General features: G+C 40.5%; 11 protein-coding genes. 5 read left to right on the plus strand and 6 right to left on the minus strand.

The window, feature by feature from the left end; all coding sequences use genetic code 11:
• The first annotated feature begins 80 nt into the window (after nt 1-80).
• Nucleotides 81-4,535, plus strand: coding sequence for a translocation/assembly module TamB domain-containing protein (locus BT_RS04635; protein ID WP_011107519.1), 4,455 nt, complete (start codon nt 81-83; stop codon nt 4,533-4,535).
• A 48-nt stretch (nt 4,536-4,583) separates the two neighbouring features.
• On the opposite strand, the gene BT_RS04640 is transcribed toward BT_RS04635, so the two are convergent.
• On the minus strand, nt 4,584-5,465 hold the full coding sequence (locus BT_RS04640; protein ID WP_011107520.1) for a PepSY-like domain-containing protein: 882 nt from the start codon (nt 5,463-5,465) through the stop codon (nt 4,584-4,586).
• Between the two features lie 23 nt (nt 5,466-5,488).
• Nucleotides 5,489-5,926 (minus strand): PepSY-like domain-containing protein, encoded by a 438-nt coding sequence (locus BT_RS04645; protein ID WP_008765741.1) that lies wholly within the window; start codon nt 5,924-5,926, stop codon nt 5,489-5,491.
• Between the two features lie 230 nt (nt 5,927-6,156).
• Here BT_RS04645 and BT_RS04650 point away from each other — a divergent pair, with 230 nt between their 5' ends.
• The 3 genes from BT_RS04650 to BT_RS04660 are packed head-to-tail and all read left to right on the plus strand — an operon-like array spanning nt 6,157 to nt 9,004.
• Entirely contained in the window at nt 6,157-7,308 is a 1,152-nt protein-coding gene (locus tag BT_RS04650; protein ID WP_011107521.1) for a COG1470 family protein, read from the plus strand.
• Between the two features lie 3 nt (nt 7,309-7,311).
• Nucleotides 7,312-8,055, plus strand: a complete 744-nt coding sequence (locus tag BT_RS04655; protein ID WP_011107522.1) for an ABC transporter ATP-binding protein — start codon at nt 7,312-7,314, stop codon at nt 8,053-8,055.
• Nucleotides 8,048-9,004: an ABC transporter permease gene (locus tag BT_RS04660; RefSeq protein WP_008761587.1), complete on the plus strand. Its 957-nt coding sequence runs from the start codon at nt 8,048-8,050 to the stop codon at nt 9,002-9,004. Before BT_RS04655 ends, BT_RS04660 begins: the two co-directional genes overlap by 8 nt.
• Before the next feature lie 125 nt (nt 9,005-9,129).
• Here BT_RS04660 and BT_RS04665 read toward each other — a convergent pair whose 3' ends face one another.
• From BT_RS04665 to BT_RS04680, 4 genes are all read right to left on the minus strand, one after another.
• Nucleotides 9,130-10,407: a sensor histidine kinase gene (locus BT_RS04665; protein WP_011107523.1), complete on the minus strand. Its 1,278-nt coding sequence runs from the start codon at nt 10,405-10,407 to the stop codon at nt 9,130-9,132.
• 22 nt (nt 10,408-10,429) lie between these two features.
• Complete coding sequence (locus BT_RS04670) at nt 10,430-11,107, minus strand: response regulator transcription factor (RefSeq protein WP_011107524.1); 678 nt, start codon at nt 11,105-11,107, stop codon at nt 10,430-10,432.
• A gap of 132 nt (nt 11,108-11,239) precedes the next feature.
• A complete protein-coding gene (proS, locus tag BT_RS04675; RefSeq protein ID WP_011107525.1) occupies nt 11,240-12,733 on the minus strand; it encodes a proline--tRNA ligase in 1,494 nt (497 codons plus the stop codon).
• A gap of 805 nt (nt 12,734-13,538) precedes the next feature.
• Nucleotides 13,539-14,183: a hypothetical protein gene (locus BT_RS04680; protein WP_011107527.1), complete on the minus strand. Its 645-nt coding sequence runs from the start codon at nt 14,181-14,183 to the stop codon at nt 13,539-13,541.
• A gap of 614 nt (nt 14,184-14,797) precedes the next feature.
• Here BT_RS04680 and BT_RS04685 point away from each other — a divergent pair.
• The gene (locus BT_RS04685) at nt 14,798-15,169 is read left to right on the plus strand and encodes a hypothetical protein (RefSeq protein ID WP_011107528.1); all 372 of its coding nucleotides are present in this window, start codon (nt 14,798-14,800) and stop codon (nt 15,167-15,169) included.
• Nucleotides 15,170-15,575: the final 406 nt, after the last annotated feature.

The raw sequence follows: 15,575 nt of genomic DNA on the forward strand, positions 1-15,575 counted from the left end.
TACGCTGGGTAGTTGGTATTGTACTGGGAGTATATATCGGAACTATTGTTTTGCTGAATATTCCAAATGTTCAGCGAGCAATGAGTGTGTTTATCGCCAAGGAATTGTCCGAGGTGCTGAATACACGCCTGACTATCGGCAAAATAAATATCGGTCTATTAAACCGTATTATCATTGATGATGTGCTGCTTGACGACCAGAGCGGCAAGGAAATGCTCAAAGTAACCCGCTTATCGGCTAAGTTTGATATCCTTCCTTTCTTTAAGGGAAAGATTTCCATTAGCAGTGTCCAGTTATTCGGCTTTACCATCAATCTGAATAAAGAGACTCCCGACTCTCCTCCGAATTTTAAGTTCGTATTGGATGCTTTTGCTTCCAAGGACACTGTAAAAAAGGAAAGTTCGCTGGATTTGCGTATCAATTCCGTTTTGATTCGTCGGGGAAGGATGGCTTATCATGTATTGTCAGAGGAAAAGACTCCCGGAAAGTTTAATGCCAAGCATGTCCAGCTTCAGAATATTATAGCCAATATTTCATTGAAGGCGATGAGCAGGGATTCTTTGAATCTTGGTATCAAGCGTCTGAGCTTCGATGAAAAGGCTTCCGGATTCTCTTTAAAGAAGATGAGTCTGAAATTGGTTGCCAATGATAAACGGACTAATATAGAGAATTTTGCCATTGAGCTGCCCGAAACTTCACTGAAGATGGATACTATTCATTTGGTGTATGACAGTCTGAAGGCTTTTGATCAGTTCTCGGAGAAGGTCCACTTTTCTTTCCGTACGTTACCCTCGCAGATTACTCTGAAAGATATTTCCCCTTTTGTACCTATATTGGCGCATTTCAAGGAACCGATAACGCTGGATATGCAGGTAAAAGGAACGGTCGACCAGCTTACCTGCTCTCATCTGGAGATTACGGCCGACGACCGCCAGTTCCGGCTATCGGGGGATGTATCGCTTCAGGAACTATCGAGTCCGCAGGATGCGTATGTGTACGGGAAGCTTTCCGAACTTTCCGCCAACAATCGTGGTGTCGGTTTTTTGGTGCGTAATCTGAGCAGCAATTACAATGGTGTACCTCCCCTTCTGGAACGTTTGGGGGATATTGATTTCCGTGGAGAGATTTCCGGATACTTCACCGATCTAGTTACTTACGGACAGCTTCGTACCGGGCTTGGTAATGTAAAAACCGACTTAAAGTTAAGTTCCGATAAGGCTAAGGGGCTGTTTGCTTATTCCGGTGCTGTCAAAACAGAAGAGTTTGAACTGGGCAAGTTATTGAATAATGAGAAATTTGGGGAAATCACCTTTAATCTTGATGTACATGGACGGCATATCGAAAAACAGCTTCCTGCTGTAGAGTTGAAGGGATTGATCGCATCTGTGGAATATAGCAGATATAAATATGAGAATATTACGCTGGACGGCGAATACAAGCAAGGCGGATTTAACGGAAAGATAGCGCTGGATGATCCGAATGGGTCTATTTATCTGAACGGAGATGTGAATGTGACATCCAAGGTTCCTACTTTCAATTTCCTTGCCGTTGTCGACAAGTTCCGTCCTAATGATTTAAATCTTACACCTGATTACCAGGATGCGGAGTTCTCTCTGAAGGTAAAAGCTAATTTTACCGGAGGTTCCATTGACGAGATGATTGGAGAAATCAATGTGGACAGTCTGGAGTTCAGGGCACCGGACAAGGAATATTTCATGAAGAACATGAATGTACGGGCTACCCGGCAGGATAATGAAAATCAGCTTAAACTGACTTCTGAATTTCTGACGGCAAACATAGCGGGAAAATTCCAGTACCATACTTTACCGGCAAGTATTTTCAATATCATGCGTCGGTATGTGCCGTCTTTGATATTGCCTCCGAAGAAACCGATAGAGACGAACAATAATTTTGCGTTTGATGTACATATATATAATACGGACATTTTATCTACGATATTTGATGTTCCGTTGACTGTATATACACATTCTACGTTGAAAGGGTATTTTAATGATGCCTTGCAGCGGCTACGTGTGGAAGGCTACTTCCCCCGCCTGCAATATAAAAACAACTTTATCGAGTCGGGTATGATCTTGTGCGAGAATCCTTCGGACCATATCAGTGCGAAGGTGCGGCTGACCAGTCTGAAAAAGAATGGAGCCGTGAATCTTTCTCTGGAAGCACAGGCCAAAGAAGATAAAGTCAGCACGACTCTGAACTGGGGAAATAATGCCATAGCAACTTATAGCGGAAAGTTGGCGGCTGTTGCACAATTCCTGCGTACAGCAGGTGAAAAGCCTTTGCTGAAAGCGATGGTGGATGTGAAACAGACAGACGTTATCTTGAATGATACACTTTGGCAGATACATCCTTCGCAGGTAGTGGTGGACTCGGGCAAGGTGGATGTGAATAATTTCTATTTCAGCCATCATGACCGTTATGTGCGTATCAATGGGCGGCTTTCCGACAATCCGGCAGATACCGTAAAAGTGGACCTGAAAGACATTAATATGGGATACGTATTTGATATTGCAAACATATCCGATGACGTAAACTTTGAAGGAGATGCTACGGGAACAGCATATGCCAGCAGCGTGTTCAAGAAACCTGTGATGAATACCCGCCTCTTCGTCAAGAACTTCTCGCTCAATCAGGGCCGTTTAGGTGATTTGAACGTATATGGCGCCTGGGATAATGAGAAAAGAGGAATCTATCTGGATGCTTCCATTCAGGATATATCACCGTCACCATCGCGAGTCATCGGTATGATCTACCCGTTGAAACCGGAAAGCGGACTCGATCTGAATATCGATGCCCATGAACTGAACTTGAAGTTCCTCGAATTTTATATGAAATCAATAGCACAGGATATAAAAGGACGGGGAACGGGAAAAGTACATTTTTACGGAAAGTTCAAGGGATTGAATCTAGATGGGGCTGTTATGACGGATGCTTCCATGAAGTTTGATATTCTGAATACCCACTTTGCCGTTAGAGATACGATTCATTTGGCTCCTACCGGATTGAAATTCAATAATATGCATATTGCCGATATGGAAGGGCATTCGGGAACCTTGAACGGGTATCTGCGTTTCCAGCATTTCAAGAATATAAATTACCGTTTTGAGATACAGGCTAATAATATGCTCTTGATGAATACGAAGGAATCGACGGATATGCCATTCTTTGGAACGGTATATGCTACGGGAAATGCGTTGCTTGCAGGGAATGCGATACAGGGACTGGACGTAAATCTCGCCATGACGACCAACCGGAATACGGTATTCACCTATATCAACGGAAATGTGGCGTCGGCTGCCAGCACCCAGTTTATAAAGTTTGTAGATAAAACGCCCCGTCGAAACATTCAGGATTCCATTCGGGTAAATTCCTATTTTGAGCAGATGCAACAGAAGCGTCAGGCGGACGAAGAAGAGCATCAGACAGATATTCGTTTGAATATTCTAGTAGATGCTACACCCGATGCCACCATGAAAATTATTATGGACCCTATAGCCGGAGACTACATCAGTGCGAAGGGAACAGGAAACATACGCACGGAGTTTTATAATAAAGGGGATGTGAAGATGTTTGGTAATTACCGGATCAGTCAGGGAATATATAAGTTCAGTTTGCAGGAAGTGATTCGCAAGGATTTTATCATCAAAGATGGAAGTACGATTACTTTCAACGGCGCTCCTTTGGATGCGAATATGGATATTCAGGCATCATACACGGTAAACTCCGCTTCACTGAACGACTTGAATCCGGATGTTTCCTCCATTGCCCAGCAGACTAATGTACGGGTAAACTGTATCATGAATCTGAGTGGGATTTTACTGCGGCCGACCATTAAGCTGGGTATCGAGCTTCCGAATGAAAGAGATGAAATTCAGACGTTGGTGCGCAATTATATCAGTACGGAAGAGCAGATGAATATGCAGATTCTTTATCTGCTGGGTATCGGTAAGTTCTATACGGAAGATGCTGCACGGAACAATCAGAACTCGAACGTGATGTCATCGGTACTCTCTTCTACTCTGTCCGGTCAGTTGAATAATGCCTTATCTCAGGTTTTTGAGACTAATAACTGGAATATCGGTACCAATCTGAGCACGGGTGATAAAGGATGGACGGATATGGAAGTAGAAGGTATCCTGTCCGGTCAGTTGCTGAACAACCGCCTGTTGGTTAATGGTAATTTCGGCTATCGGGACAATCCGATGGCGAATACCAACTTTATAGGCGACTTCGAAGCTGAATGGCTGATCAACCGCTCGGGAGATATTCGTCTGAAGGCTTATAATGAAACAAATGACCGTTACTACACAAAGACAAACCTTACTACGCAGGGAGTCGGTATCATGTATAAGAAGGATTTCAATAAATGGAGTGACCTTTTCTTCTGGAATAAATGGAAACTGCGCAGCAAGCGGAAACGTGAAGAAGCCGAAAAGGTGCAACAGCAGCAAACAGACAGCATTGCCGATGATAAAGCTAAGTCGGAGCTAAAGAGAAAGCGAGCACAGGAATAAAAATAAATAGTGACACTATACCATAACCGATAGTGTCACTATTTTATTTTATTTGAGAATCGTACCGTCTGCGGTTACTTTAATATCTATATCCGGAGAATTATTTCCTTCCAGTTCAATCTGATAATAGGATGTTTCTGTTGCCATCTCAAAGTATTCGGCATCATCCATCTGATATCCTGCATACTCGGTGCTGATGGCATTGGTCACTGCTGTGGGCAGTTCGTTTCTCCGTACCTCCCATGAGGTAGAATACCACTCTCTGCCTTTATCAAACAGGACTTCTTTGGAAACGTTGCGGTTCAGGCCACTGTCGAAATGGATGATATCTACTTCCGTAAATCCGAAATCCCAGTCGTTTTTATCATCTTCCACGTCTACTTCCACGATTCTTGCTCCTGCATATTTCCCATCAATGAAAGTCTTCATGACGGCGGGCAGTTGAGTGGTCGGAAGGTGCTCGTTTTCATGATCGTCTGTGTCTGCAATGCTTTTAATCAGCACTCCGTCGGCAGAATAATACAGATCGACTTCCTGATTTTGGTTTTCCACCTCAATGACGTAGACTGTTTCGATGCCTTGCCGCTCGAGTTTATCCACATCGTCTCTTTTCCATGTCTTATAGTCACTTGCTTCGAATGCACTCTTTACCGGATCGGGCAATGCGGTGTACGGGATATCCGTTTCAGTCATATGCCAGTTGCCATCCGTTGTGAACCATGCGGATGCCTCATATCCATCATAGAAGTCCGCTACATAATATCCTGCCTTTGTTTCCCACTTTACGTTCTTGACGTTAGGATACCTGGTCGAGAATGCTTCTTGCAATGGGGTAGGAACAGCAATTGATTCATCGTCATCGTTGTCGCAGCTGTGCAGGCTCCATGCTGCACAGAATGCTATCAGTAGTGTATAAATTCTGAGTTTCATTGTTGTCGTAGATTTTAAGAAAGTTAATTATCAATATCAATCAGATTAAACTTCAGGTCAAATTTCAGTTCTGTACGGTTGGATAGCTTTACTTCGTAATCTTTCTTATCACGTTCTATCTTCAGCACTTTTGCATCCGGATAATTAGTTGTTACATATTTCTGAATGGCGGCAGGAATAATGGCAACAGGTACGGAGGTGTGCTTGCAATCTACTTCCTCCCAGTTTCCCTTCTTGTCAAATTCCACTTTATTACCATTCGTGAAAATCACTTCATAGCTTTTGTAAAGGAAGTCACTTTCCATTTTTGCCAGTGCCACTTTGCTGTCAGAGAAATGCTGTTTGATGAACTGTTGTGCTAATTGTGGCATTTGAGTCACCTGGATAGGTTTATCGTCATCTGCACGTGCTACTGTCTGTAAAGTGAACAAGCATACTAATAAGAATACTAACTTTTTCATAATCATTGTTTTTTTAATTGGTTTTACTGTTATCATTTAATTTATAATGCAAAGATGAGAGGAGAATCTGAAAAGATTTGGGAATTTTGGGCAAAATCTGAAAAAAACAAAGGAAATCTTTCTTATTGTATTCTTTTGTTTCTTTTAACAGCAACTAATAAATTCATCGCTTATTTTTGCAGGCACAAATTTGACAATATTCATATTAAATCAACCATAAGAACTTTCGTATGACTATGAGAACAAATTGTTTTTTATTATTAACTGTTTTGCTGGGAATACTTCCCATGAGTAACACACACGCTAACGATTCTATACCTAAAAGCGTGATCTTGTACACACCTTACACAAAAATCTCCGTTTCACCGGGGGCGTCTATTGACTACAGCATCGACCTGATTAACAACACAGACAAGTTGGTGAATGCCAATCTTTCCGTCAGTGGCCTATCAAGCAGCTGGAAACATGAAATGAAATCCGGTGGTTGGAATCTCAGTCAGTTGGCCGTACTCCCTAAAGAAAAGAAAACTTTTAATCTAAAGGTAGATGTTCCTTTAAAAGTAAGCAGAGGCAGCTATCATTTTGTAGTGTCTGCCGGAGAAGCGCAACTCCCTCTGAATGTCGTTGTGGCACAACAAGGTACTTATCAGACGGAGTTTACCACCGACCAGCCCAATATGCAGGGAAATTCCAAATCAACTTTCACCTTTAATGCCACACTAAAGAATCAGACTGCCGATCAGCAACTGTATGCGTTGATGGCTAAAGCACCCAGAGGCTGGAATGTTATTTTCAAACCTAATTATAAGCAGGCAACTTCCGCACAAGTAGAAGCCAACAGCAGCCAGAATGTAAGTATAGACATCACTCCTCCTGCCAATGTGGAAGCTGGCAGTTATAAAATTCCCGTACGTGCCGCTACAGGCAATACTTCGGCTGAACTGGAACTGGAAGTAGTTGTCACCGGTTCTTATCAGATGGAACTGACCACCCCGAGAGGATTATTAAGTTCTGACGTGACTGCCGGTGATACCAAACGAATCGAACTGGAAATTAAAAATACAGGTTCTTCTTTATTGAAAGATATCCAACTGTCTGCCAACAAGCCGGTTGACTGGGATGTAGCTTTCGAACCGTCAAAGATAGAAATGCTGAAAGCCGGAGAAACGGCTACTGTTGTAGCCATCTTGAAAGCATCTAAGAAAGCGCTTCCGGGTGATTATGTAACTACGATGATGGCCAAAACTCCGGAAGTGAATGCAGATGCGCAATTCAGAATTGCCGTAAAGACTCCGATGATTTGGGGATGGGTAGGTGTTCTGATTATTCTGGCTACTATCGGTGTTGTCTACTATCTGTTCCGTAAATATGGAAGGAGGTAAATTATGGGCGAACAAGTGATCGTACTTACCGAATTAACCAAACAATACGGTAAATTTACTGCTGTAGATCATATTCGCCTGAGTATCCGGAAAGGAGAAATCTTCGGTTTGCTGGGTCCGAACGGTGCCGGAAAGTCAACTACTATTTTGATGATGATGGGATTAACGGAGCCCACATCGGGAATTGTCGAGATTTGTGGAATTAATTCTACCACTCATCCTATTGAAGTGAAAAGGAAAATCGGCTATCTGCCCGAAGATGTGGGATTCTATGATGACATGACAGGTCTGGAAAATCTGATGTATACGGCACGGCTGAACGGTATCCCTGACAAGGAGGCGAAAGTAAAAGCACTGGAGCTGATGAAGCGCGTAGGGCTTGAAGATCAGCTGAAAAAGAAAACCGGAAAGTATTCCCGCGGTATGAGACAACGTCTTGGTCTGGCCGATGTGCTTATTAAGAATCCCGAAATCATTATTCTAGATGAGCCGACTTCGGGAATTGACCCTGCGGGTGTTCAGGAGTTTATTGAACTGATTCGCTGGCTGAGCAAAGAGGAAGGGCTGACGGTTTTGTTTTCTTCCCACCATCTGGACCAGGCACAGAAAGTATGTGACAGAGTAGGATTGTTCAGTAACGGCAAAATACTTGCTCTGATTGATATGGCAGAGCTGAAAGAAAAGAAACAGGAATTGTCTGATATTTATAACCATTATTTTGAGGAAGGAGGCGAAGGGCATGAGTAAAGTCAATCATCCTTTTTGGGTTATCGTACATAAGGAAATATCCGATCATGTCAAAAGCTGGCGTTTTCTTATTCTGATCGGTATCATAGCACTTACTTGTATGGGATCGCTATACACGGCGCTTACTAATATCGGTGCGGCTATCAAACCGGATGATCCGGACAGTTCGTTCCTCTTCTTGAAGTTATTTACAGCTTCGGACGGGACTCTCCCCTCTTTTGTGCTGTTTATTAACTTTTTAGGTCCTTTGTTGGGAATTGCTTTAGGATTCGATGCTGTCAATTCGGAGCAGAATAAGGGGACATTGAGCCGTATGCTGTCTCAGCCCATTCATCGTGATTGTATCATTAATGCGAAGTTTGTGGCTGCTTTGATCGTGATAGGTATTATGCTGTTTGTACTGGGCTTTTTGGTGATGGGATTCGGATTGATTGCCATTGGCATTCCTCCTACGGCTGAAGAATTCTGGAGAATCGTTTTCTTTCTTATAACGAGTATCTTTTATGTAGCCTTTTGGTTGAACCTGGCCATCTTATTCTCACTCCGTTTCCGTCAGGCTGCTACTTCTGCGCTGGCTTCCGTAGCCGTTTGGCTGTTTTTCAGCGTATTCTATACGATGATTGTCAATTTAGTGGCAAAGGGATTAAGTCCGTCGCAGATGGCGTCTCCTTATCAGATTATCAGTTATCAGAAATTTATTCTTGGATTAATGCGTCTGGCACCCAGTGAATTGTTTAATGAAGCTACTACAACGCTGCTGATGCCTTCCGTCAGAAGTATCGGACCGCTTACGATGGAACAGGTACAAGGGGCTATTCCGAGTCCGCTGCCGTTGGGACAGAGTCTGCTTGTTGTTTGGCCACAGCTCACGGGGCTGATTGCAGCGACTGTTATCTGTTTTGCAATCTCATATATTATGTTTATGAGAAGGGAAATCCGATCCCGATAATCATATATGCGGAGTCCAAATCAGGTATTGTCATAAGGTGTAATCTTAGGTAGTACCCTATTAATTCTGCCATCCAGCACATTGTCTTGCTCTGGATGGCAGATGTTTTATTAATTGTTTTACTTCTAGTTCTTGTTGGAGATTTCGAAACAATGTTCTCCTTGTTCGAAGTAATATCGCAAGTTCAACTGTTGCAGACGGCAGATGGAATCGGTTATTGCCAGTCCTAATCCAGTAGATCCTTCTTTTTTGTGTCCTTGATAGAAACGTTCAAAGATGTGAGTCTCATCCAGTGGTTGCTTCTCTCCGGAATTTCGGAAGGTGATGCTATGTTTGGTTATGATAATCCGGATATGTCCTTCGTCTACGTTATGTACAAACGCGTTCTTTAACAGGTTTGTTAGTAAAGCAATAGCCAGAGATTCGTTCATGGTTATATGGAAATTAGCCTGTTCTGTTATACTTACTTCTATGTTCTTGTAGCTGTAGACTTCTTTATAGTCTTCCAGGTATTGCCTGAGGAGTACGTTTAAGTCTACCTCTTTGGTGTCGGTGAACTGGCCGTTATCTATTTTTGATAGCAGCAACAGGGATTTGTTTAGTTTGGTGATATATTTCAGTGTCTGATGGGTTTTCATCAACTCTTCAAGCTGTTTCTCGGACAAAGAATCGTCTTCCATCAGCATTTCCAACCGATTGCGGCAGATGGCAAGCGGTGTCTGAATTTCATGTGAGGCGTTTCCAATGAACTGCTTCTGCTGTTCGAACATTTGTTCTGTCCGCTCTACGTAACGGGTGGCCGCATCATTCAGTTTGCGGAATTCCGTGATCCGTGTATCGTTTTTCAGAGGTTTGTTTTTCTTTCCGGTCTGATAGCTGTCCAACCAATGAAGTAGTATATACAGCGGTCGCATATTACGATAAAATACCCATACGGATATGATGATGATACAAAGTAACAGAGCTACATACAGGAAAATAATCCAGACTTGAATCGCACTTTTCAAATCATCTTTTTCGATGCTGGGAGTGGATACGGTCAATTCGTAATAACGGTCTTCGTCATCTTTAAAGATAGTGGTCAGAATACGTGCCGGTTCTGTTTCCTCTTTTTCTACAATGTATACCATGGAGTCTTTATATTGGATATCTTCCCGGCTCTTTGCATATTCTTTGGTTATTTCTTTCAGATAATATTGATTATTGGAACCATTATTTTTGGAGGGAAGCTCCTCTCCTGCCAATGCGCGGATAATGATTGTTTCCGAATAGTCTTCCAGTGAATCATCCACTTCATCGTTGACTTCGTCAATCATCGTAACATAGAAAAAGACTGCCCAGACAGTCAGGATAAGAGTCAGGGCGAGGGTGATGCGAAAAATGATATAATATATAAGTTTCATGGATGATCCTTTCTGGTTTCGATTATTCTACAATCAGTTTATAGCCGAATCCATAAACGGCCTTGATTTCAATATTTGCTTTTGCATCCTTCAATTTTTTGCGAAGATTTTTGATTTGTGCATAAATGAAGTCAAAGTTATCCACTTGATCGATGTGGTCTCCCCATACCGATTCTGCCAGTGTGTTTTTATTGACCAGACGGCCGGGACGATTTATGAAATAAAGCAGGATATCATATTCTTTTCTGTTCAGTTCCAGCTCCTGTTCGTTGACAAACACCCGGTATTTATCGGGTTCTATCTTTACATTTCCCTGACGGATATAGATTTCTCCATCATGTTGATTCCGACGGATCACACTTTTGATCCGTGCATTTAATTCTGCCAGATGAAATGGTTTCGGCAAATAATCGTCAGCTCCTAATTCCAGTCCCAGTACTTTGTCTTCCAGCGAATCTTTGGCAGAGATAATAATCACATTTTCCCGTTTGTGGAGAGCTTTCAAACGTTCGAGAAGGTCAAGACCGCTCCCGTCCGGCAGCATAATATCCAGTAAGACACAATCATAGTCGTAATCTTCTATTTTGTATAATGCACTGTTGAAGTCTCCGGCCGTTTCTACGACATAACGTTCTTTTTCCAGCGAACGTTGGATCAATTCTCTTAAAGAGGGTTCATCTTCTACAATTAATATCTTCATAAAATCTTCTCCTTTCTTTATTACTGTCTACAAAGAAAAGAGATATTTCTGAAATAAAACTGAAATGGATAAAAAAAGAGTCAGATTCTCAATTTTAAAAATCTGACTCTTTTACTATTGAAATAGATATTTTTAATAAGAACGTGCAAAAACGACGCGGCAGGCAGAAGGTTTGCCCGTTACCATACATTTTCCCGGTTCTTTATCACCTTCAACGTACGAATCGAATGGGATACAACGAATCGTTGCTTTTGTATCCTCTTTAATCTTTTCTTCAGTCTCGGTTGTTCCGTCCCAATGAGCTAGGATAAAGCCGCCTTCTTCGATTTTCTCTTTAAATTCTTCGTAAGTATCTACTGTCGTGATTTTAGAATTGCGGTAATCCAATGCTTTTTTGTAGATATTTGCTTGAATTTCTTCGAGCAGTTTCTGAACATATGTTTCGATGCCATCGCAAGTCACAGTTTCTTTTTCCAGTGTATCGCGGCGCATTACTTCCATTGTATTGTTTTCGAGGTCACGTCCTCCCATCACCAGACGAACAGGGACACCTTTCAATTCATAATCTGCGAATTTGAAGCCCGGACGTTTGTTGTCCGCATTGTCATATTTCACAGAAATGCCCAGTGCTTTCAGTTTGGCAACAATGCCTTCCACTTTCGCGTCGATTTGTTTCAGTTGCTCGTCGTTCTTATAGATAGGAACGATTACTACCTGAATCGGAGCCAGATGTGGAGGTAATACCAGACCGTTATCATCGGAATGAGTCATAATCAGAGCACCCATCAAACGGGTAGAAACACCCCATGAAGTTGCCCATACATATTCCATCTTATTTTCCTTATTCACAAACTGAACATCAAATGCCTTGGCAAAGTTCTGTCCAAGGAAATGAGATGTACCGCTTTGCAATGCTTTTCCATCCTGCATCATAGCTTCGATGGTATAGGTATCAAGTGCACCGGCAAAACGTTCGTTAGCGGATTTTACACCTTTCACTACCGGAACAGCCATGTATTTCTCAGCAAATTCGCCGTATACATTCAGCATTCTGATCGCTTCTTCCTCTGCTTCTTCGCGTGTGGCATGAGCGGTGTGTCCTTCCTGCCACAGGAATTCGGCAGTACGCAGGAAAAGACGGGTACGCATTTCCCAACGGAAAACGTTTGCCCACTGATTACAAAGAATAGGCAGGTCACGATAAGACTGAATCCAGTTTTTATATGTATTCCAGATGATTGTTTCTGATGTAGGGCGAATAATCAGTTCCTCTTCCAATTTGGCAGCAGGGTCTACTACTACGCCGGAGCCGTCTTCTGCATTTTTCAAACGGTAATGAGTCACTACGGCACATTCTTTAGCGAAACCTTCTACGTGTTCTGCTTCGCGGCTCAGGAATGATTTTGGAATTAATAATGGGAAATAAGCATTCACGTGTCCTGTTTCCTTGAACATATCGTCTAGTTGACGTTGCATCTTTTCCCAAATTGCGTATCCGTAAGGCTTAATCACCATACATCCGCGTACGGCAGACTGTTCTGCCAAATCAGCTTTTACCACCAAATCGTTGTACCACTGTGAGTAGTTTTCGCTACGTTTGGTGAGGTCTTTCAGTTCTTTTGCCATTATATTTTTCTATTTAAGTTTTCTTGGATGTTAAAACAGGGTGCAAAAATACGAAAAAGGAACGAACTGCCCTATTCTTCTCGCATTATTTTCTTTATATCGCCTTATGTGACTGATTTATCCATTTATAGTTACTATTATAGTCACTTTACTTGGTGTCATGGAAGAGTATATCTATGGATTTCACTCAGATGAAGAAATTTATTGTTATTGGACTACTATTCCTAATATTCATTTCTGCTTTACTGGGATTTTATGGTATTTATCTGATACATAAAATATCAAGAAAATGAGTTAAAAGAACTCTTGTAAAAATATAAAAACAGATAGTCATTGTCTGACTACCTGTTTTTTCAGTGGAGCGGTAAGCGAGACTCGAACTCGTGACCCTTAGCTTGGGAAGCTAGTGCTCTCTAAAGCCTTCAAAGCCTTCGGCTTCGCAGGCAACCAACTGAGCTATAATCGCTTATAATAGTTATCTTTAATAACAGATTTCCTTATAGAATCTATGGTTGAACTCTTGGTTGAACTTCTAAGTTAAATCCAAGAATGGTTAATAATTTAATTAATAATCTCTTTGCGGACTTCATCCACGTTGCAAAGGTAATGAATTATACTTATAATGCAACTATTCAACCTTTCATAGATAGGGGTATTATATTAATATATTCTGCAATAAAAGGTAGTATTGATAATGCAAAGAAACTAATTCATATTGGCTTAATGTCTGACTCTCTGTTTACAGGCTGATTAGATACATTTTATAATATGTCTGTTATACCTTGCTTTAACACTGATAGATTAATTATAATTGTTTATCAAGATAAGCCTTTAGAGCTGTACCTAACTTCTCTTCATCTTGGACTTGGTCGCTTTTAAGCATTTCGAAGGTTATATAAGTTCTATTCTCTATAATCTTATCGCTAATCTCACTACCTAATGTGACACCATTGGGGCATACACTAAAAATACTGTTCGCATATTTATCATTATTTACCCGATTAAACCGTGAGGTTGCATTGGTCTTAAAGAAGTCAAACATTGTTTGTAATTTAGGTTTGGATATATCCTTTAGTTTCCGTTCTCTATATCTGTCAAATAAGTGGGGTGTGTAAAAGCTGAATTCATCGAAATTATCTCCTGCTATCATTACTGCATATAAACCTTCAGATTTGTAATAATACATATATAAAACAAATATAAGTCCATTTCTCTTATAATCAGCCCAACCTTTACTGACAAACTGTATTACGCAGTTATTTCCTCTAGGGCTAGTAAATTCTATAGGTTTGAAGCGTATCCATTTATCAGTTTTACCCTCTTTAAGTATATAGCGTCTATACTTATTAGCCATTCCAAAACAGTCGGTTATCTTGTGTCTAATACTTCTTTCCCAATCCTTCTTAAATTCATCGGCAATCTCTTGGTACGTCATTGTTTCTACTATCATATCGAAATGTTTATATGTTAATACTTAATTAATAATATCATACGATTATTACAAAGGTAAGAATAATTCATTAATTCTAGTTTATTATACGAAACATAGAACAGTAAACATCTCTTTAATTGCAGTGCCCGATAGCTGAATTATATAAAATTTAATGCCATTTGTATTTCTACTTTTATATCCTCAAATATTATTGGAGTATTATGTTTCTTAGTATCATTACTTTCAGATGATTCTTCAAATGTTGCCTATTCTTGACTTATATCCTACGTTTCTTAGCATATCCTAGATTATAGAACTTCTTAAACATCTCCCAAATGTAGCCAATAAATCCAATTATGATGAATGGTAGGAAAGGCAGAAGAAGGCTACTCCAACCATAGCCCAACACACAACCCTACAATTACGCCTATGACATATAAGGCTGTTATAATTCCGCAACCTATCATTACCCCTCTTCCTCCTGCCGTTGCGTATTTAATTGGAGCATTAGGGGTAAAGAAATCTGGTTCTTTATTCTCTGATTGATTATTATTCATATTAGTTTATTTATAGTTACGAGATATTAGTTTAATTCTTATCTTTGTAGTAGAACTTCATAAAAGCTGCTAGTTATGGGTGTTTTATTGGTTACAGGAATTTTGAAGGAGATAACATGTTTACAAGCTGTTGCTGATGATGAAGCGTGTAAATATGGTTACGAGTCGTGGATAGCCTACTGTTATAAAACCAATATATTTACAAGATTCATTACTATATGCCCTTGCTGTAAGAAGTCATTTACTAATGACAACCCTGCTGTTGGTGGACATGTACTTGCTGAATATGGACGCCTAAATACAGAAGGTAGATTTGGTTATACCAAGTGTGTTACTCCTATCTGTAAGAAGTGTAATGACCGTTTTAAGAACAATCAAGCTTGGAAAGTATTTAAAGTCCGTGGTTATCATTTATGTCAAGTACCTAATAAGCCACCTAAACGGTAAACTTTAACATCAAAGAATATATCTTAATGATTAAATCTAATAGAACAAGAATATAGCTCGATTTCTTGTGAAGTTACTGATTATTAATCTATTAAACCAATGAATCATGTTAAAGTAAGTTACCGTTACATTTCTTGAATATCTCTTCAATCAGCTTCATAGATTCTTCTGACCTCATAGGGTCAGGAATTACTTCTCTAGAGTCTTTGATACGTTGCAATTCCGCCCTGTACTCTAACTTCTGCTTCTTAATATTAAGATAGCTCCATTTTACTCTTTTAATGTTCATAATTTACTATATCCTAATTCATTTAAAGTATAATATATTTAATGGTCCTAACAATATCATTTTAGCTATAGGATAACTTCTACCTTCCCATGTAATCTTGGTAGATTCTTTAACAAA

Source organism: Bacteroides thetaiotaomicron VPI-5482 (genome assembly GCF_000011065.1).
GTDB lineage: Bacteria > Bacteroidota > Bacteroidia > Bacteroidales > Bacteroidaceae > Bacteroides > Bacteroides thetaiotaomicron.